The organism is Nonomuraea sp. NPDC059023 (assembly GCF_042740095.1).
Lineage (GTDB): Bacteria > Actinomycetota > Actinomycetes > Streptosporangiales > Streptosporangiaceae > Nonomuraea.
Genome location: NZ_JBHYIO010000024.1, coordinates 28754 through 48744, shown reverse-complemented (window position 1 = coordinate 48744; position 19991 = coordinate 28754). Strand labels below are relative to the sequence as shown.

The following is a 19991-nucleotide window of genomic DNA, read 5'->3' as shown; positions in this document are numbered from 1 at the left end:
CGGGCTGGATAAGCGTCGGCTAAGGCAAAATCCTTCCTCATCCGCACCGGAACAGGGCATCGCCCCAGTCCGCGTGGTCGTTGCCGATCCCGTCGCCGCCGTCGCCGGCGACGAGTTCCACGAACCGCGCGCCGCGCACGTCGGCGCTCAGCTCGTGGGCCGGATCGGGCCCGCGCAGGACCGGCGTCTCCGCCTTGACCGCCCCGTCGGCCAGCACGGTGTAGGTCACCGAGCCGCGCGGCGCCGCCTGCGAGTCGTCGACGCCGACGACGGCGGTGAAGGCGGCGCACCGTCCGCCCAGGTAGTAGCGGATCCTGGCAGGCGCGTGCGTCCCGAGGCCCTTGGCGAAGACCCGGCCGCCGACGGTGAGCGGCGAGCCGTCGCCCTGGGCCCGGTCGCCGTTGGACTGGTCACGCTCGACCGGCCCCCAGCCGTTGCCGGCCGCCACCCACTCCAGGTCGCCGGCGTAGGCGTCGGCCGTGGGCGGCGGCGGGAGCGTCCTGACGACCGCGAGGCCCGCCACGCTCTTGCCCGCGTACGCGGCGACCGCCTTCAGCTCGTAGCTGTCGTGGGCGGCGTCGGCGGGCGGGGTGACCTTCCACACAGTGGTGAGCGCCGCGCCCGGCTCGACGTCGCCGCGCCCCTCCCCCTCGACCTTCCAGCCGGGCGGCCCGGTGAGGCGTACCTCGACGCCGCGGGCGGGCGCGTCCTCCAGGTTGGTGAAGACGGTGGTGACCTCGTTGGCGACGCCCTGCTCCACGCTCGGCGCGGCCGGCCTGACCTCCAGCGTGGCGCAGGCGGCGGGCTCGGCGACGGGTCCGAGGTCCTTGACGGCGAAGTCGTCGAGGATGAAGTCGGCGCCCGGCTGCTCGGCGCGCAGCGAGCGCAGGCCCACCCAGGCGTCGCCGCACCCGGCCACGATCCGTTCGGTGAAGCGGGTGGTGGAGCGCTGCTCGGGGATCGGGGTACGCTGGGTCTCGACGCTTCTGCCGCCCTTGTCGTATCCGGTCACCCAGGTGTAGGCGTCGGCCAGGGCGTTCTGGTAGGCGAAGGAGACCTCGTAGGCGTGGCCGTTCACGAACCGGGCGGTCTGCGGGACCGTCCGGTAGACCAGGCCCTGCCGTTCCTCGTGGACCTTCAGCGACCAGTCTCCGGCCAGCACGTCGTCGACCGCCTTGCCGTTCCACTCCTTCTGTGTGTACGGCTCGCGCCGCTGCGCCAGGTGGGTGCGGGCGTCGAAGGAGCCGCCCGCGTCGCCCTTGACGAACGGTCCCCAGCCCGCCTCCGGCGCCTCGAAGCCGTCCTGCCCCGCGGTCGTCGCGACCACGCGGGCGTCGTCCACCAGCACGGCCCCCTCCCCGTCCGCCGCCGCGATCCGCAGCGTGACCGGCCCGGCGGGAGCGGTGAAGCGCACGCGGACACGCTGGAAGTAGGTGTCGTGCTTCTCGTCGGAGGCGATGTGGTTCTTGGCCGTGGACCTGTCCAGCCGGACCTTCCGCCCGCCGATCTCCAGGGTCACGGCGCGGGTGCGGCCCGGCTCGATCTCCACGAACGCCTCGGCGGCGTAGCGGCGGCCGGGACGCAGGCCGGTGACGCGCTGCTCCAGCGCGGCCGGCGCGCCGCCGCCGAGGTGGGCGTGGCGCTGGCCGAGGTCGTTGACCCGCAGGCTCACCGGGCCCGTCGTGGTCCAGGCGCGCTCGCCGTTGAAGCCGGGGTCGCGCAGGCCGCTGCCCTCGCCCCACCTGGGCTCGGGCTGCCGGGGCGGATCGCCGGGGTAGAGCACGTACGGCACGCCGGGCTCGGCGGTGATCGTGATCCGGCCGCCGGACGGGGTGAGCGTGCCCTCGGCGACCCGGCCCTGCGGGGTGAGCCGGTAGATCTTCATCGGCCGGTCGGCCGCCCAGCTGGTCGGGCCGCCCGCCGGGTTGTAGTGGTAGGACCTGCCCTCCCACGGCAGCAGGTAGGCGGTTCCGTCGAGGACCTTGCGGTCGTTGACGAACAGTTCGCGCCTGCCGTTCGTGAGGGTGCCGCGCACGCCGTTCTCGAAGAGGATCTCCCCGTCCGTCCACTTCGTGATCGGCTGCCGCTGCAGGAACTTGACCGGCAGGTTGTGCTCCCAGATGTTGCGGTAGAAGGCGTTCCAGTCGTTCTCGGCGGTCCAGCCCTCGAACTCGACGATGCGGGCGTTGCCGAGGATGGGGTGGGCGTTCCAGACGTCCTTCTGGTGGTTGCGGATGAAGCGGATGATCTGGGAGTTCAGGCCCTTGTTGGTGACGCCGCCGTAGTTGAGGTCGGTGGCCCAGTGGGCCCACAGCGACGAGCGTTCCAGCTTGTCCGACCACTCCGTGGTCACCTGCCAGCCCTGGCGGCGCAGTTCGCCCAGCGTGCGGTCGGCGACCCAGCCGAACGGCCGGAAGACGTCCACGTACAGGACCGACAGGTTGCGGTCGGTCTCCTCGCGCAGCCGCAGGAAGCGCTCGGCGAGCGTTCCCGCGGTCAGGTCGCGGCGCTGGTCGATGCGGTAGGACTGGTCGAGCCAGTTCCAGCCTTTGACGTTCTTGTCCACCAGGGTCTCGCTGAACGTCTTCGCCTCGGGGTAGGACTCGGTGGCGTTGACGTGGACGCCGAAGCCGGCGTTCCATCGCCTGCCGGTCTTCAGCAGGGTGTTGAGGTCCTTGAGGCCGCCGGCGCGGGTGTTGTAGTTGCCGCCGTAGTCCGGGTGCGCCGAGTCGTGGCCCTCCGACTGGTAGCCCTTCAGGATCGCCAGCTGGCCCAGCCCGTCGGTGGCCAGCGCGATGCGTTTGACGTCGTCCAGCGTGCGCAGGAACGGGTGGGTCGCCTGGCTGCTGAAGTTGAACGGGATGTGCGTCACCACGCGCCCGCTCGTCTCGCCCGCGCCGGGCGGGGTGACGGCGATGTCGCGGAAGGCGATCGCGCCGTCCTGCCAGTCGAGCGTGCCGTCGCCGTTGGCGTCGGGGGTCACGACCACCTTCGCCCAGGGCAGTTCCTCGGTGAACGGCGCGCCCGCCGCCCGGTAGGTCCACTGCCCGCTCCACACGCCCACCCGGACCACACCGTCCGCCCCCTTGCGCGCCTGGTGCCACAGGCGGGCGGCGTCCTTGTCGGTGGCGCCGGCGGGCTGGTCGTAGACGGAGTTGGTCTCGACGGCGGCGGCCAGCCGGTCGGTGTTGACGATGCCGTAGGTCGCGCCGATCGGTTCCGCCTCCGGCTCCGTGACCTTGGCGAACACGTCCGCCGTCCGCGTCGAGTTCGGATCCAGGCGGGTGAACGCCGTCGCCGCGCCCGGCTGGTCGCCGCCCACCGACACCAGGTCGTGGCCGGGCAGGTCGATCGTGCCCACGCGGAAGGCCGGGGTGTCGCGCACGGCCACGACGGCGAAGGTCGCCACCCGCCGTTTCACGCTGATCGCCGCGTCGAGCTCGACGCCGCCCAGGCCAGCGAAGGTCAGCCGGTAGCGGGCGGACTTCCCGTCCGTGCCGGTGAGGGCCACCGTGACCGGGTACGGCCGGCCGTTCAGCACGACGGCCGGCAGCGCCGTACTGCCGCCCAGTCGTGCCCCGCTCGCGCGGTCGGTATAGCCGAGCACGCGCGGAAAGCCCGGATCGACCTCGACGGCGAGCTCGCCGGAGGCGAGCGTCAGGGAGCGTGCGACCTGTGCGGGGCTGGGCGGGATGCGCTGAACGCCCGGTTGCGGCGCGCCGGTCGCGGACTCCTCCGGCGAGGGCAGCTCATAGGTCGGCGCCCGAGGTGTGGCGGGCGGCGGCTCGGGATCGGGCGCCGTCCTGAGCGGGAACGGGGTAGTCGTCGGGGTCGTGAGCGGGGGCGGGGTCGTGGGCGGGGTCGTGGGCGGGGTCGTGGGCGGGTCGGGCGGAGCGGAGTGGGCCGGGGCGGCCGTGGCGAGGGACAGCACGGCGGCGAGCGGCCCTGATAACCAGCGACGCAAGGGATCCTCCTCCTGGAACCCCCATTGTCCTCTGATTTGACAAAAAGTCCTGACTTAACCGAAACGTTGGGCGCGAAATTCACTCGGCGGCATCCCCGTCCGGCGGGTGAACAACCGGGTGAAGTACGCCGGATCGTCATACCCCACCCGCCGCGCGACCGCCGCCACCGGTAGATCGGTCCCGGCCAGCAGATCCTTGGCCTGGTTGAGCCGGACCGTCAGCACGTAGTCCTTGGGACTGCACCCGGTCAGCCGCCGTACCCGCCGCCGCAGCTCGGCCAGCGGCAGCCCCAGCCGCCTGGCGTGCTCGGCCACCGGGATCGGCAGGCAGGCGTCCCTGGCGAGCGTCTCCAGCACGCCGTCCGGCCCCTCGTCCACGCGGGCGTGCCGCAGCGCCACCAGCACCTCGTGCACGACCGCCGACGTCTCCACCTCCAGGTACGGGCTGCCGCGCCGGCACGCCTGGAGAATGCGCCCGATGGCGCGGGCGGCCGGCTCTGACGTGGTCAGCGGCGTCACCGGCCGCCCGTCGCCCAGGAACCCCAGCTCGGTGTAGGCGGCGACGGCCGAGCCGGTGAAGTCGACGAACCACTCGGTCCAGCCGGGCGGGTGCGGCGCGTAGTGGTGCCGGACGCCGGGACGCAGCCAGAGCACGGCGGGCGCGGCCACCTCCACGGGCGCGCCACCCGCCTCGGCGAACCAGCCGCCGCCCTCGGTCACCACGACCGCCACGTGGTTCTGCATGGTGCGCGGGCCCACGGTCGGCAGCGCGCCGTCCTGGTGACCGACGCCCAGGCAGACCAGGCCGAGACCGCGGTGGGCCGGGCCGGGCGTGAGGTAGTGCATCCACTGCCGGTACGGCTGCGCCATCCTCACGCCCTCCTCCACGCCGGGAGGGGATCCTAGCGGTTCACCCGCAGGTGAACTGGGCCCCTCCCCAGTCGCCGTGGTCGTTGCCGTTGCCGTCGCCGCCGTCGTCCACGACCAGGTCCACGTACCGGGCCCCGGTCAGGTCGGCGCGCAGTTCGTGGGCGGCGTCGGCGGCGCGCAGGACCGGGCTCTGCGCCTTGACCGCCCCGTCGGCCAGCACGGTGAACCGCACCGACCCCCGCGTGGGCTGCGCGTCGTCCACGCCGGTGGCGGCGGTGAAGCCGGTGCAGCGTCCGCCCAGGTAGTAGCGGATCGTGCTGGGCGCGTGGACGCCCAGGCCCTTGGCGTAGGCGACGCCGCCGATGGTCAGCGGCCGGCCGTCGCCCTCGCCCTGCTCGCCGTTGGACTGGTCCCGCTCGGCCGGGCCCCAGCCGTTGCCGGCGCTGACCCAGTCGTGGTCGCTGGCCCAGGCCGTACCGGAGGGCGGTGGCGGCAGCGTCCGCACGCTGACCGCCGCCTCGACCCGCTTGCCGCCGTAGACGGCGCTCGCCCTGAGGTCGTAGGCCCGGTAGGGGGCGTCGGGCGGCGGCGTCACCTTCCAGGTGGTGGTGAGCGCGGCGCCGGGCTGCACGGTCCCGGTCCCCTGCCCGCCGACCTGCCACCCCTCCGGTACGGCCAGCGTCACGCCCACCCCGGCCGGTGTGTCCTCCAGGTTGGTGAAGACCGTCGTCACGTCGTTGGCCACCCCCGGCTCCAGCGTGGCCGTGCCGGGCCGGACCTCCAGCGAGGCGCAGGCCAGCGGCTCCTGGGCGGGGCCGAGGTCCTTGACCGCGAAGTCGTCGAGGATGAAGTCGGCCCCGGCCTGCTCGGGCCGCAGCGAGCGCAGGCCCACCCAGACCTCCCCGCACCCGGCGACCACCCGTTCGGTGAAGCGGGTCGTGGAGCGCTGTTCGGGGATCGCGGTGCGCCGGGTCTCGACGCTTCTGCCGCCCTTGTCATAGCCGCTCACCCAGGCGTACGTGCCCGGCTGGGCGTTCTGGTAGGCGAAGGAGACCTCGTAGGCGTGGCCGTTCTCGAACCGGGCGGTCTGCGGGACCGTCCGGTAGACCAGGCCCTGCCGTTCCTCGTGGACCTTGAGCGACTCCTCGCCGCCGATCACGTCGTCCACGGTCTTGCCGTTCCATCCGGCCTGCGTGAACGGGGCGTGCTTCTGGGCGATGTGCGTGCGCGGGTCGGTGCTGCCGCCCGCGTCGCCCTTCACGAACGGTCCCCAGCCCTGGTCGACGTTCTCGAAGTCCTCGACCGGACCGGGCTTGACGGTCGTGACCAGGCGGACGTCGTCCACGCGGACCGCGCCGTCACCGCTCCCCGCGCCGAGGCGGAGCTTGGCGTGGCTCCCGGTCGCGGTGAAGACGACCTTGACGCGCTGGAAGTAGGTGCCGTGCTTCTCGTCGGCCGCGACGTTGTTCCTGGCCGTGGAACCGCTGATGCGCGTGGCCTGACCGCCGACCTCCAGGGTGGTCTCACGGGTCTTGCCCGGCTCGACCTCGATCCAGGCCGAGGCGCTGTAGGTGCGGCCGGGGGTCAGGCCCTTGAGGTTCTGCCCGATCGCGGCGGGCCGGCCGGCGGCCAGCAGCGCGACCCGCTGCCCCTTGGCGTTCTTCTCGATCGAGACCTGGCCGGTGCGCTCCCACGCGCGCAGGGTGTCGTCGTTGAAGCCGGGATCGGCGACGCCGGAGCGCTCGCCCCACTCGGGCGTGTCCTGCTTGGGGGCCTTACCGGGATACAGCACGTACGGCACGCCGGGCTCGGCGGTGATCGTGATCTTGCCGCCGGACGGGGTGAGCGTGCCCGCGGGAACGCGGCCCTGGTCGGTCAGCTTGTACAGGCGCATCGGCCGGTCGGCGTCCCAGGTGGTCGGGCCGCCCGCCGGGTTGTAGTGGTAGGATCTGCCCTTCCACGGCAGCAGGTAGGTGGTGCCGTCCAGGATCTTGCTGTTGCCGAGGAACAGCTCGCGCCTGCCGTTCCTGGCCGTTCCGGTCACGCCCTCGCCGAAGACGATCTCGTCGGCGTTCCAGTCGAGGATCGGGTAGTGCTGCAGGAACTTGGCCGGAAGGTTGTGCTCCCAGATGTTGCGGGTGAAGGCGTTCCAGTCGACCTCACCGGTCCAGCCCTCGAACTCCTCGATCCTGGCGTTGCCGAGGATCGGGTGGGCGTTCCAGACGTCCTTCTCCTGGTTGCGGATGAAGCGGATGATCTGGGAGTTCAGGCCCTTGTTGGTGGCGCCGCCGTAGCTCATGTCCGTGGCCCAGTGCGACCACAGCGAGGCGCGCTCCAGCTTGTCCGACCACTCCGTGGAGACCTGCCAGCCCTGGCGGCGCAGTTCGGCCAGCGTGCGATCGGCGGTCCAGCCGTGGCTGTAGTACACGTCGACGTAGAGCAGCGCGAGGTCGCCGCCGGTCTCCTCGCGCAGTTGCCCGAACCGCCTGGCCAGGTCGCCGCTGGTCAGATCGGTGCGCTGGTCGATGTAGTACGACTGGTCGAGCCAGTTCCAGCCCTTGGCGTCCTTGTTCACCAGCGTCTCGCTGAACGTCTTCGCCACCGGGTAGGCCTCCGTGGCGTTCACGTGCACGCCGAAGTCGGCGTTCCACCGCCTGCCGGTCTTCAGCAGCGTGTTCAGGTCCTTGAGCCCGCCGGCGCGCTTGTTGTAGTTGCCGCCGTAGTCCGGGTGCGCCGAGTCGTGGCCCTCCGACTGGTAGCCCTTCAGGATCGCCAGCTGGCCCAGTCCGTCGGTGGCCAGGGCGATGCGCTTGACGTCGTCCAGCGTGCGCAGGAACGGGTGGGTCGCCTGGCTGGCGAAGTTGAACGGGATGTGGATGGCCACCCGGTCCTTGGTCTGCTCGGCGCCCCGCGCCTTGACGCCGATGCCGCGGAAGGCGATCGCGCCGTCCTGCCAGTCCAGCGTCCCGTCGCCGTTCGCGTCGGGCGTCACGACCACCTTCGCCCAGGGCAGCTCCTCCGTGAACGGCGCGCCCGCCGCCCGATAGGTCCACTGCCCGCTCCACACACCCACCCGGACCACACCGTCGGCGCCCTTGCGCGCCTGGTGCCAGAAGCGGGCGCGGTCCACGTCGGTGGGGCCGGAGGGACGGTCGTAGGTGGAGTTCGACTCGATCGCCGCGGCCAGCCGGTCGGTGTTGACGATCCCGTAGGTCGCCCCGACCGGCTGCGCCTCGGCCGCCGTCTGCGCCGTGACCTTGGCGAACACGTCGGCGGTCCGCGTCGAGTTCGGATCCAGCCGGGTGAACGCCGTCGCCGCCCCCGCCTGATCACTGGCCACCGAAACCAGGTCATGACCGGGCAGGTCGATCGTCCCGACCCGGAAGGCGGCCGTGTCGCTCACCTTGTCGATCCTGAACGTCGTGGTCCGGCCCCGCACCCCCACCGACGCCTCCAGCGCCACACCGTCGAGCGCGGCGAAGGTCAGCCGGTAGCGGGCGGTCTTCCCGTCCGTGCCGGTGAGCGTCCCCGTCACCGGGTACGGCGTGCCGTTCAGGACCACGACCGGGGCGGTGGTACTGCCGCCCAGGGTGGCGCCGCCGGCCCGGTCGGTGTAGCCGAGCACCCGGGGGAAGGCCGGGTCCAGGGAGACGGACAGCTCCCGCGAGGAGATCGTCACCGGATCCGCGACGGCCGCCGACGGCACCAAGGGGCTGGACAGCGCCTCAGAGGGGGACGAGGTCGTGGGAGGCGCGGTGGGCGGTAGGCGGACGTCCGGCGGGGCGTCGGTGGGCGAGGGCTCCCGCGCTCCCGCGCCCTCCGGTGGGGCGGCTGAGGCCGCGGGTGGGAGCTTTTGCGGCCCGCCGGTCTCCGAGGCTCGTTGTGCGCCGGTCCCTGAGCCTCGCGGCTCGCCGGCCTCTGAACCTCGCGGCTCGGTGGTCTCCGAGCCTCGGTGCGCAGCGGTCTGCGCGGAGGGGTGTGCGGGGGTGGCCTGGGCGGGGGTGGTGGTGAGGGTGGCGAGCGCGAGGAGCCCGGCTAACGCGGCGGATCGTCGACGCATGTGCGTCCTTTCGTGCGAAGGGTCCGTGCCGCCACCCTGGCGCGATCACCGGACCGCTTCTATGGACAAACCATGCGCCTTGTTGCACTTTTGCGCCCTGGCTCCGGTGAAAGCACGCACAAACGAAAAGCGCGGCCCCTGGGAAACCCTGGGTGGCCGCGCTTCGCCGTACCGGAGATCAGGCGTGGGAGCGGACCCCCGCGGCCATGTCGCGCGCCAGCTCGGCGCAGGCGGCGCGGCCCGCGGCCTCGTCGGGCGCGTCGAGCAGGCGGCGGATGAAGGCGGAGCCGACGATCACGCCGTCGGCGTAGGCGGCCACCTCGGCCGCCTGCGCGCCGGTGCCGACGCCCAGGCCCACGCAGACGGGCAGGTCGGTGTGCGCGCGGGTACGCTCGACCAGGCCTTCAGCGGCCACGTTCACGCTCTCGCGGGCGCCTGTGACGCCCATGAGCGAGGCGGCGTAGACGAAGCCGGTGCAGCACTCGACCACGGCCTTGATGCGCTCCTCCGTGGAACTGGGCGCCACCAGGAAGACGGTGTCGATGCCCGCCTCCGCCGAGGCGGTGCGCCACGGGCCAGACTCCTCGGGCGTGAGGTCGGGCGTGATCGTGCCCACCCCGCCCGCACTGGCCAGGTCGCGGGCGAAACGCTCGGCGCCGTAGCGGTCGATCGGGTTCCAGTAGGTCATGACGAGCGTGGCGGCGCCGGTGGCGGCCACCCCCTCGACCGTGCGGAACACGTCGGCGATGCGGGTGCCGTTGGTCAGCGAGCGGTGCACCGCGTCCTGGATGGTGGGACCGTCCATGAGCGGATCGGAGTACGGCAGGCCGATCTCGATGACGTCGCAGCCCGCCTCGACCAGGGCCGCGGCGGCGGCGATGGCGCCGTCCTTGGACGGGAACCCCGCGGGCAGGTAGCCGACGAGCGCCGCCCGGTTGTCCGCCTTGGCCTTGGCGAACACCGTCTGAAGAGTGGTCATGATCGTGAACCCTAGAGGTTGAAGTACTTCATGGCGGTGCCCATGTCCTTGTCGCCGCGCCCGGAGAGGTTGACCAGGATGGTCGCCTCCGGGCCCAGCTCACGGCCGAGCTTGAGCGCTCCGGCGAGCGCGTGGGAGGACTCGATCGCCGGAATGATGCCCTCGGTCCTGGCCAGCAGCGAGAACGCCTCCATGGCCTCGGCGTCGGTGATGCCGTGGTAGGTGGCGCGGCCGCTGTCCTTCAGCCAGGCGTGCTCCGGGCCGACACCCGGGTAGTCGAGACCTGCGGAGATCGAGTGGGACTCGATCGTCTGGCCCTCGTCGTCCTGCAGCACGTAGGTGCGCGAGCCGTGCAGGACGCCGACCGAGCCGGCGGTCAGCGTGAGCGCGTGCTCGCCGCTGGCCAGGCCGTGGCCGCCCGCCTCGTAGCCGTGCAGCGCGACGTCCTTGTCGCCGATGAAGGCGTGGAAGATGCCGATGGCGTTGCTGCCGCCGCCGACGGCGGCGCAGACGGCGTCCGGCAGGGCGCCGGTCAGCTCCAGCATCTGGCGGCGCGCCTCCACGCCGATGATGCGGGCGAAGTCGCGCACGATCTCGGGGAAGGGGTGCGGGCCGGCGACGGTGCCGAAGAGGTAGTGGGTGGTGTCGACGTTCGTGACCCAGTCGCGGAAGGCCTCGTTGATGGCGTCCTTCAGCGTCTGCGAGCCGTTGGTCACCGGGATCACGGTGGCGCCGAGCAGCTTCATCCTGGCCACGTTGAGCGCCTGGCGCTCGCAGTCGACGGCGCCCATGTAGATGACGCACTCCAGGCCGAGCAGGGCCGCGGCGGTGGCGGTGGCCACGCCGTGCTGGCCGGCTCCGGTCTCGGCGATGACCCGCTTCTTGCCCAGGCGCTTGGTGAGCAGCGCCTGGCCCAGCACGTTGTTGATCTTGTGGGCGCCGGTGTGGGTCAGGTCCTCGCGCTTGAGGATGATCCGGGCGCCGCCGGCCTGCTCGCCGAAGCGCGGGACCTCGGTCAGCGTGGTGGGCCGGCCCGCGTACGTGCGCAGCAGGTGGTCGAACTCGCGCAGGAACCCCACGTCGTTCTTGGCCGTCTCGTAGACCGAGGCCACCTCGTCGAGCGCCGGGATGAGCGCCTCGGGCACGTAGCGGCCGCCGAAGATGCCGAACTTGCCGTGCACGTCGGGGTCGTCGCCGTAGGCGCCGTTGCCGGCCAGGTCGGCGGCCGTGAGGATGGAGCCGTCTTGTGCCACTGCTATCCCTCTGATCCGTGGTCGGGGCGCGTCGCTGGGTGGGCGCCGGCGGTCACGAGCGCCTCCACGGCCTTGCGCGGGTCCTTGCCGGTGACCAGGCTCTCACCCACGAGGACGGCATCGGCGCCGCCGCGCGCGTAGGCGAGCAGGTCGTGCGGGCCGCGTACCCCGGATTCGGCGATCTTGATGATGTCGTCGGGGATCATCGGCGCGATCTTGCTGAAGACGTCGCGGTCGACCTCCAGCGTCTTCAGGTCGCGGGCGTTGATCCCGATGATCCTGGCTCCGGCCGCGATCGCGCGCTCGGTCTCCTCCACGGTGTGGACCTCGACCAGCGGCGCGAGCCCGATCGACTCCGCCCGCTCGATCAGCGACACCAGCGCCTCCTGCTCCAGGGAGACGACCATGAGCAGCGCCAGGTCGGCGCCGTAGGCCCTGGCCTCCCACAGCTGGTAGGCGGTGAGGATGAAGTCTTTACGCAGGATCGGGATGTCGACCCGGGCGCGCACGGCGGCCAGGTCGTCGAGGCTGCCGCCGAAGCGGCGCTGTTCGGTCAGCACGCTGATGACGTGCGCGCCGCCCGCTTCGTAGTCGGCGGCGAGCGCGGCCGGGTCGGCGATCGCGGCGAGCGCGCCCTTGGACGGGCTGGACCGCTTGACCTCGGCGATCACCGACACCCTGTCGCCGCCCAGTGCCGCATAGGCGTCTCTGGGGGTGGGAGCCCGCCCTGCCCGTTCCTTGAGCTCGTCAAGCGACACGGCCTGCTGTCGTGTGGCCAGGTCCGCTCGCACCCCGTCGAGGATGTCGTCGAGCACACTCACGCGCTGGGGTCCCTCCGGTCGGCAGTGTTGGGGGCGGCTGAGAGTTCGCTTCGCGTCCGCTCCCGGCCTGCTCTTGCGATGGTATCGGCCCGGTCGCGCTCACCTCACCATCGGGGCCCGCCTACGGAGCCAAAAAAGCCCCAAACGGAAGATTTCGCACGACCCAATAGACGATCACGACCGCGAGGAAGGCCCAGATGTAGCCGGGATGGGCGAGGGTCGTCCGCCGGGGCGACCCCTTCCAGGACCGCACCAGCCACCGGCCCCACCAGAACAGCAGGAACGGCACGACCGCGACGGCGAGCGGGTTGAGCCCCAGCGCGGCCACCGGGTCGAGGTGGGCCAGCGCGTGGATGGTCCGCAGGGTCCCGCAGCCGGGGCAGAACAGCCCCGTGCCGAACGCCTTCTCGGTCAGCCACAGGAACGGGCAGGTCGGATAGTGCCCCGGCTCGTTCGGGTCGACCGCGCCGACGAAGGCGAAGACCGCCGCCGTGCCCGCGGCGACGCCGAGCGGCGGGAGCACGGCCTTCCAACGGTCCGCGGCCCGCCGCTCGAGGTTCGCAACGCTCATGAGGTCAAGTATCGCCTTTAGTACGACGAGTAGCTGCTGGACACGGCGGCCGCGATGATCACGAAGTAGATGATCAGGCCGATGATGAGCAGCACGTAGTAGATGATGCCGCCGATCAGCGAGCGCTTCCACCAGGTCTTCGCCTCCTCGGAGGCCAGCATCGCGCCCTGGTAGTCACCCGCCTGCCACTTGGAGTTGACCTGCGACGACTTCACGATCGAGACGATGCCCAGAGGAAGGCAGCAGAAGATCGTGGTCAGGATCGCCGCCACCAGGTGGTTGTCCGGCGGCGTCTGCCCGCCCCCGTAGCCGCCGGGCTGGCCGTAACCGCCGCCGCTCGGGGGTTGCTGGCCATAACCTCCACCGCCGGGAGGCTGCTCGCCGTAGCCCCCGCCGCTCGGAGGCTGCGCGCCGTAGCCTCCGCCGGGAGGCTGCTGGCCGTAGCCGCCGCCGCTCGGCGGCTGCTGGCCGTATCCCCCACCGGGGGGCTGGGCACCGTAACCGCCGCTGCCGCCCTGGTTTCCGTAGCTCATGACTGGAGACTCCTCGTGTGGTGCTTGTGGCGAGTTGCCCGCCGCAGCATAGCGACCTACCACGCCCCACATGGGGAATTATCCGTCATAAGGATGATTTGTGACCTGACCGCAAGGAGGGTGTCAGTAGCTCGTGCCCGCCGCGCTCGCCAGTCCGAACATCGCCAGGATGAAGCCGCCGAACACCAGCCAGCCGATCACCCACGCCACGATCGTCAGGTAGGAGGTGATCAGTCCGGCCACGGCCAGACCGTGCCCCTCACCGCCGTTGCGCTTCACCTGGGCCAGCGCGACGTGGCCGCAGATCGCGCCCGGGATGCTGGTCAGGCCGCACAGGAACAGGCCGACGATGCCGAGGATCAGCGAGGTGATGGCCATGGCGTTCGTCTGGGCCGGAGGCTTGGCGTAGCCCGCGGGCTGGCCGTAGGCGGGCTGCGCGTAGACCGGCTGCTGGGCGTAGGCCTCCTGGGCCTGGCCGTAGCCGCCGGAGGGCTGGCCGTAGCCGTAGCCGGGCTGTTGCTGCGCGTAGGGATCCGGCTGGCCGTAACCGCCGCTGCCAGGCTGAGGCTGGCCGTACCCGCCCCCGCTGCCGGGCTGCTGACCGTAGCCGCCGCCACTGCCGGGCTGCTGGCCGTAACCACCACCGCTACCCGGTTGCTGGCCATAACCGCCACCGCTACCGGGCTGCTGGCCATAACCGCCGCCGCTGCCGGGCTGCTGCTCGTAGCCGCCGCCGTTTCCCGGCTGCTGGCCGTATCCCCCGCCGGGCGGCTGCGCGCCGTAACCGCCGCTGCCGTCCTGGTTGCCGTAGGTCATGCTGCCGCGCCCTTCGTCATCGTGGCCCCTTGCACGGAAGCGTAGGTCAGGAACCTCGATCGACACCGAGAGCCCCCGAGATTTCGGGACTCAGCGCGTGGGATCGTCGCCTCTGTCCAGAGCGTCCCACATCGAGCGGTCGTCCGCAGGCCGCTCCCCCGCGGGTCGCCGGTCGTAGCGGGCGGACATGGCCGTCCAGCGCCCGCCGCGTACCACCGCCATCACGCCCCCCACCAGCACCAGCGCCGCGCCGACGCCCGCCACCACCGGCCAGAGCATCTCGATCGTGTACGCCGGATCCGTCACCCCATGAAGCGCCGGGACGTTCCTCGCCCACCCGGCGATCGACCCCTGCGACAGCGCCGAGAACGTGATCCATCCGAGGCCCGCGCCGCACAACCCCAGCAGCGCGCCCACCACGCGGCGCATCGCCCCCTTGGTGGCCAGCACCGCCACCACACCGGCCAGCGCCGCCAGCCCCACCGCGGTCAGGCCGCCGCTCAGGTCGCCGCCGGTCCCTGCGGCGGTGACCCCGCCCGTTCCCGTGGCCGAGCCCGCGGCGCGCACCCAGACGCGGCCCGCCGCCAGCAGCACCAGCAGGCAGCCCGCCCCGGTGGCCGCCGCCCAGACCCACGTCTCCCTGTTCACGGCAGCAGCGCGTCCGCGTCGAAGCAGGTACGGTCGCCCGTGTGGCAGGCGGCGCCCACCTGGTCCACCTTGAGCAGGACCGTGTCACCGTCGCAGTCGAGCGCCACCGCCTTCACGTGCTGGACGTGGCCGGAGGTGTTCCCCTTCACCCAGTACTCCCGGCGGCTGCGCGACCAGTAGGTGGCGCGGCCGGTGGTGAGCGTGCGATGCAGCGCCTCGTCGTCCATCCAGGCGAGCATGAGCACCTCGCCGGAGTCGTACTGCTGGACGATCGCGGGCACCAGCCCGTCGGGGCCGCGCTTGAGCCGCGCGGCGATGTCGGGTTCCAGGGACATGCCGCCATTCAACCAGCCCCGCCTCCTGCTTCTTCCCCCACTCCCCACCCCTCCCGCGTCGGGCCCGATCCCGAGGTACGGAGTTCGGGTTCCCGGAGAGCGGAGGCGTCGACATGCGGAAGGGGGTGGAGAGCGGGGGTCAGGAGTGGGCGGCGGAGATCCAGGAGGCGTGGAGGCCGGCGTAGACGCCCTCCTCGCGGACCAGGTCGTCGTGCGCCCCCCTCTGCACCAGCCGGCCCCCGTCGAACACCAGCACCTCGTCCGCGTTCTCCGCCGTGGACAGCCGGTGGGCGATGGAGATGGCCGTGCGGCCCCTGGTGACGCCCTCCAGGGCGCGGGCCAGCCGTACCTCGGTGGCGGGGTCGACGGCGGAGGTGGCCTCGTCGAGCAGAAGGAGGTCGGGGTCGGCGAGGTAGGCGCGGGCCAGGGCGACGAGCTGGCGTTCGCCGGCCGACAGCGACTCGCCGCGCTGCCCGACGGGGGTGTCGAGGGCGGCGGGCAGGCCGTCCACCCAGTCGGCCAGGCCGAGCTCGGTCAGCGCGAGGGCGATCTCGGCGTCGGTCGCGGACGGCCGGCCGTACCGGATGTTGTCGGCGAGTGTGCCGTCGAACAGGAAGCCGTCCTGCGGCACCATCACGATGCGCTCGCGCAACGACGAGAAGCGGATCTCGCGCAGGTCGTGGCCGTCGATGGTGACGCGGCCCGCGGCGGGGTCCATGAGGCGGGTCAGGAGTTTGGCGAACGTCGTCTTGCCCGATCCGGTCTCCCCCACGATCGCCACGCGCGAGCGCGGCGGGATCTCGACGGTGACCTCTCGAAGGACGGGCTCGCCTCCGGGGTAGGCGAAGTGCACGTCTTCGAACTTGACGGAGATGGGGCCGCGGGGCAGTTCGGCGCCCTTCTCGCCCGGGTCGGCCACGTCGGGCGGGGTGTCGAGGACGCCGAGGATGCGCCGCCAGCCGGCGACGGCGTTCTGGGCCTCGTTGAGCACCTCGGTGGCGATCTGGAGCGGCGAGACGAACAGGGTGACGAGGAACAGGAAGGCGACGAGCTTGCCGGCCGAGATGCCGCCGGACAGGCCGAGCTGGACGCCGAGCAGGACGATCCCGGCGATGGCCAGGGCGGCGACGATCTCCGTCAGCGGGAAGACGAATCCGACGATCGTCTGGGCCCTGATCTGGGCGGAGCGGTTGGCGTCCACGCTGGTGTCGACGCGTTCCGCGGTGCGGTTCTCGGCGGCGTAGGCGCGGATCACGGCGGCGCCGACCACGGACTCGCTGACGGCGGCGAGCATGTCGCCGGTGCGTTCGCGCACCACGGTGTACGCGCGCGACAGCAGCCGCTGGAACCGCGGCAGGGCGATCATCAGCGGGATGAAGCAGATCCACACCAGGAGGGTGAGCTGCCAGGAGTAGATGAACATGAGCACCGTGGCCACGAGCAACTGCCCGAGCGCCACGATGATCATCAGGCCGCCCCACTGCATGAAGGTGCTGATCTGGTCGACGTCGTTGGTGACGCGGGAGACCAGGGCGCCGCGGCGTTCGGTGTTCTGGGTGAGGACCGACAAGTCGTGCACGTGCCGGAACCCGCGTACGCGCAGCGTCGCCAGGGAGGACTCGGTGGACTTGTAGAGCCGGACGTTCATCAGGTATCCGGCCAGGGCCGTCAGGATGACCGCGACGGCACAGAGCGCCACCGCCCCGAAGATGTAGGAAAGATCGGGCTTGCCGCCCTTGAGGCCGGTGTCGATCGTCTGCTGCACCGCGATCGGCACGATGATCTTGCCGACGGTGGCGACGACGGCCAGGGCCATCGTGCCGATCAGGCCGTTGCGGAACTCGGGGGTCAGGGACAGCCCCCGCCGTACCGTGGCCAGCGCCGTGCGCTCCACTCCCCGCAGAGCCATCAGGCGCTCACCCCTTCTTCTTCATCGGCCTCGATCGCCGCCCGCTCGATCTCCTCGCGCTCGTAGGCGGTCACGAGGTTGCGGTAGCCCTCGCTGCGGGCCAGGAGCTCCTCGTGGGTGCCCCGGTCCCCGACGCGGCCGCGCTCCAGGAAGACCACCTCGTCGGCCAGGGCGATCGTGGCCATCCGGTAGGCGACCACGACCGTGGTGGAGGATTCCGCGGAGTCGCGCAGGCCGTACAGGATCTTGGCCTCGACCTGCGGGTCCACGCTGGAGGTCGCGTCGTCGAGTATCAGCAGGCGCGGCCTGCGCACGATCGCGCGGGCCAGCGCGATCCGCTGGCGCTGGCCGCCGGACAGGGTGGTGCCGCGCTCGCCGACGCGGGTGTCCAGGCCGTCGGCCAGCCGCGCGACGAAGCCGGCCGCCTGCGCCAGCCGCAGCGCCGCCCACACCTCCTCGTCGGTGACCTCCAGGCCGAGCGCGACGTTGCCGCGCACGGTGTCGTCGAACAGGAACGTCTGCTGCGGCACCAGCGCCGCCGAGCGGGCGATCGCGCCGTAGGCGAGCTCGCGCAGGTCCTCGCCGTCGAGCCGGACCGCGCCGTCGCCCGGGTCCACCAGCCTCACCAGCAACTGGGTGAGCGTGGACTTGCCCGACCCGGTGGGTCCCACCAGCGCCACGGTACGGCCGGCCGCCACGTCGAAGCTCACCCCGTGCAGCACCTCGCTGTCGCCGTAGGCATAGGAGACGTCGTCGACCTGGAGGGAGGCGGGCCGCGTGCCGGCGGGTTCGGCGGAGCCGTACTCCATGGAGCCGCTCGCGTCGAGCACGGCCTGCACCCGCGTCCAGCCGACCACGCTGCGGGGCAGTTCCGCCAGCACCCAGCCGAGCGCCCTGATCGGGAAGGACAGCAGCGTGAACAGGTAGGCCACCTGCACCAGCTCACCCGAGTTGATCGAGCCGGACGACAGCCGCATCGCGCCCACGGCCAGCACGACGAGTACGCCGAGCGTGGGCAGCGCCTCCAGCATGGGGTCGAACAGGCCGCGCACCCGCCCGACCGCGATGTTGGCGTCGCGCAGCTCGTGCGCGCGCCGCTGGAAGCGCTCGGTCTCCAGCGCCTCGCGGCCGAGCGTCTTGACGACGAGCGCGCCGTCGAAGCTCTCGTGCGCGATCTCGCTGACCTCGGCGCGCAGTTGCTGGGCGCGGGTGGCGAGCGGGCTGAGCTTGCGCTGATAAATCAGATTCAGTACGGCTATCGCCGGAAAAATCAGGAAACCGACCAGCGCCAGAGCCGGGTCGGTGAACAGCATGGCGATCGCGGCCGTGAACAGCATGACGATCACGCCCACCGCCATCGGCAGCGGGGCAAGCGGCGCCCAGGCGGCCTCGGCGTCGGCGCTGGCGTTCGACAGCAACTGGCCGGTGGGGTGCTGGTGGTGCCAGGACAGCGGCAACCGCAGGTACTGCTTGGTGACGTCGCGGCGCGAGCGCGCCTGCATGCGGTACTGGACGACACCGGCGAAGATGCGCCGGCCCGCCACGCCGATCGACTTCAGCAGCGCGGTGCCCATGATCAGCAGGGTGGCCGACCAGAGCACCCCCGCGGTGATGTCGCCCTGCTCGAAGGCGGGCAGGACGGCGTTCTCCGTCGCCCAGCCCAGGGCCCACGCCGAGGCCACGGTCATGCCGCCGTACAGGCCGCTGGCCAGCACGGCGATCGCGAACACCGCCTTCTCCGTGCGGATGGCCACCCCAAGGACGCCCAGTCCTTGACGCATCACGGCCGAGGTGACCTTGCTCGCCACTCGGGGGGATTCCTTCCCAACGGGGATATTTCTACATAGTGACTATCACGGCTGATCACCCCGTTATTCCCACAGGTAGGCTGGGCCCCGTGACTCACGCCCGTGCCGAACGCTCCGCGATCTGCGATCTGCTCGACCAGACCGGCCCCGACGCGCCCACCCTGTGCACCGGGTGGACGACCTACGACCTGGCCGCCCACCTGGTTCTGCGGGAACGCCGCCCGGACGCGGCGGCGGGCATCGCGCTCAGGCCGCTGGCCGGATACACCGCCTCGGTGCAGAACGGGCTGAAGGCCAAGCATCCCTTCCCCGAACTGGTCGGGATGGTCCGCAAGCCCGGCGGCTTCTACGGGCTGCTGCCGTTCCTCGACGAGACGGTCAACACGCTGGAGTTCTTCGTCCACCACGAGGACATCCGCCGGGCCCAGCCCGGATGGGAGCCGCGCCCGCTGCCCGACGACTTCGAGCGCCTCATCTGGAAGCGGCTGGCCATGGGGGCCCGCCTCATGCTGCGCAAGTCGCCCGTGGGCGTGGTCCTGCACCGGCTGGGCGGCGGCGTCGCGCTGGGCGGGGCGCAGGAAGGGCCCAAGGTCGAGGTGACCGGCCGGGCGGGCGACCTGCTGCTGTTCTGCTTCGGCCGCCAGCAGCACGCCCGTGTGGACCTGACCGGCGACGAGGACGCCGTGGCCCGCCTCCTCAACGCCTCCCTCGGCGTCTAGGAGCCCGGGGCCCGCTTCGACGACATGTGCTCCTGGGCCACCCGCCGCAGGGCGCCCACGATGGCGTCACCCAGGCGGGTGCCGAGGGCGACGATCTCGACCGCCTGCTCGCGGTCCTCGACGTCGCCCATCACCCGCATGTCCACCTCGGCGATGCGCTCGGCGGCGTCGGCGTAGTCGCCGAGCGCGGCCACCATGTCCTGGCGGCCGAGTTCGTCCAGCGCGGCCAGCACGCCCACCAGGGTGCCGATGGCGGGGTTGCGGCCGGCGTCCTGCCACCCCTTGCGCTCCAGCAACTCGGCCACGATCCGCTCCGCCTTGTCGCGGTGAGGTCCCGGGCGGGGGTGGTCGTGGGTGGTGACGGTCTTCTGCGCCTCCCCCATCAGGTCGAACAGGGCGACACGCGGGTTGTCGAGGTGCGCGGCGAGGTCGCGGATGGCGGCGATGCCGAGCCCGCCGTACTCGACGAGGGCGCGCACCAGGCGTAGCCGCTTCACGTGCGCCGGCCCGTACTCGGCCTGGTTACGGCCGACCGGACGGCCGGGCTCCAGCAGCCCCTCCCGCAGGTAGTACTTGATCGTCGGCACGGGAACCCCGGTCGTCTCGCTCAGCTCTGCCATCCGCACGCCTTAATCCTCCTCTTGCCAATGTTGGATAGCTTAGCTATAGATAGTGGAAAGCATTACTATCCACTTGCTCCGGGGG

15 protein-coding genes are annotated in these 19991 nt (G+C 71.9%); 1 reads left to right on the top strand and 14 read right to left on the bottom strand.

The window, feature by feature from the left end:
• Nucleotides 1-37: 37 nt before the first annotated feature.
• The 13 genes from ACFWYW_RS34685 to ACFWYW_RS34625 all read right to left on the bottom strand — a co-directional run bounded on the left by ACFWYW_RS34685 (nt 38) and on the right by ACFWYW_RS34625 (nt 18540).
• Entirely contained in the window at nt 38-3964 is a 3927-nt protein-coding gene (locus tag ACFWYW_RS34685; RefSeq protein ID WP_379641163.1) for an endo-alpha-N-acetylgalactosaminidase family protein, read from the bottom strand.
• A gap of 54 nt (nt 3965-4018) precedes the next feature.
• The gene (locus ACFWYW_RS34680) at nt 4019-4834 is read right to left on the bottom strand and encodes an AraC family transcriptional regulator (protein ID WP_379641168.1); all 816 of its coding nucleotides are present in this window, start codon (nt 4832-4834) and stop codon (nt 4019-4021) included.
• Between the two features lie 40 nt (nt 4835-4874).
• Entirely contained in the window at nt 4875-8894 is a 4020-nt protein-coding gene (locus ACFWYW_RS34675; RefSeq protein WP_379624089.1) for an endo-alpha-N-acetylgalactosaminidase family protein, read from the bottom strand.
• A 178-nt stretch (nt 8895-9072) separates the two neighbouring features.
• Entirely contained in the window at nt 9073-9873 is an 801-nt protein-coding gene (gene trpA / locus ACFWYW_RS34670; RefSeq protein WP_379624087.1) for a tryptophan synthase subunit alpha, read from the bottom strand.
• Nucleotides 9874-9884: 11 nt separating this feature from the next.
• Nucleotides 9885-11090, bottom strand: coding sequence for a tryptophan synthase subunit beta (gene trpB / locus ACFWYW_RS34665; RefSeq protein ID WP_379624113.1), 1206 nt, complete (start codon nt 11088-11090; stop codon nt 9885-9887).
• 38 nt (nt 11091-11128) lie between these two features.
• Nucleotides 11129-11947, bottom strand: a complete 819-nt coding sequence (trpC, locus tag ACFWYW_RS34660; protein ID WP_379624085.1) for an indole-3-glycerol phosphate synthase TrpC — start codon at nt 11945-11947, stop codon at nt 11129-11131.
• 121 nt (nt 11948-12068) lie between these two features.
• On the bottom strand, nt 12069-12518 hold the full coding sequence (locus ACFWYW_RS34655) for a DUF2752 domain-containing protein (RefSeq protein ID WP_379624083.1): 450 nt from the start codon (nt 12516-12518) through the stop codon (nt 12069-12071).
• A gap of 17 nt (nt 12519-12535) precedes the next feature.
• Nucleotides 12536-13051: a CD225/dispanin family protein gene (locus tag ACFWYW_RS34650; RefSeq protein ID WP_379624081.1), complete on the bottom strand. Its 516-nt coding sequence runs from the start codon at nt 13049-13051 to the stop codon at nt 12536-12538.
• A gap of 123 nt (nt 13052-13174) precedes the next feature.
• Nucleotides 13175-13867 carry a DUF4190 domain-containing protein gene (locus tag ACFWYW_RS34645; RefSeq protein ID WP_379624079.1) on the bottom strand — a complete coding sequence of 231 codons (693 nt, stop codon included), beginning with the start codon at nt 13865-13867 and terminating at the stop codon, nt 13175-13177.
• 90 nt (nt 13868-13957) lie between these two features.
• Nucleotides 13958-14515, bottom strand: coding sequence for a Trp biosynthesis-associated membrane protein (locus ACFWYW_RS34640; RefSeq protein WP_379624077.1), 558 nt, complete (start codon nt 14513-14515; stop codon nt 13958-13960).
• Nucleotides 14512-14850, bottom strand: coding sequence for a phosphoribosyl-AMP cyclohydrolase (hisI, locus tag ACFWYW_RS34635; protein ID WP_379624075.1), 339 nt, complete (start codon nt 14848-14850; stop codon nt 14512-14514). Before hisI ends, ACFWYW_RS34640 begins: the two co-directional genes overlap by 4 nt.
• A 139-nt stretch (nt 14851-14989) precedes the next feature.
• The gene (locus ACFWYW_RS34630; protein ID WP_379624073.1) at nt 14990-16759 is read right to left on the bottom strand and encodes an ABC transporter ATP-binding protein; all 1770 of its coding nucleotides are present in this window, start codon (nt 16757-16759) and stop codon (nt 14990-14992) included.
• Nucleotides 16759-18540 carry an ABC transporter ATP-binding protein gene (locus ACFWYW_RS34625; RefSeq protein ID WP_379624111.1) on the bottom strand — a complete coding sequence of 594 codons (1782 nt, stop codon included), beginning with the start codon at nt 18538-18540 and terminating at the stop codon, nt 16759-16761. Before ACFWYW_RS34625 ends, ACFWYW_RS34630 begins: the two co-directional genes overlap by 1 nt.
• Nucleotides 18541-18656: 116 nt before the next feature.
• On the opposite strand from ACFWYW_RS34625, the gene ACFWYW_RS34620 reads away from it, so the two are divergent.
• Nucleotides 18657-19286, top strand: coding sequence for a TIGR03085 family metal-binding protein (locus ACFWYW_RS34620; protein ID WP_379624071.1), 630 nt, complete (start codon nt 18657-18659; stop codon nt 19284-19286).
• Here the strand turns inward: ACFWYW_RS34620 and ACFWYW_RS34615 are convergent.
• Nucleotides 19283-19906 (bottom strand): MerR family transcriptional regulator, encoded by a 624-nt coding sequence (locus ACFWYW_RS34615; RefSeq protein ID WP_379624069.1) that lies wholly within the window; start codon nt 19904-19906, stop codon nt 19283-19285. The genes ACFWYW_RS34620 and ACFWYW_RS34615 overlap by 4 nt on opposite strands.
• Between the last annotated feature and the right edge of the window lie 85 nt (nt 19907-19991).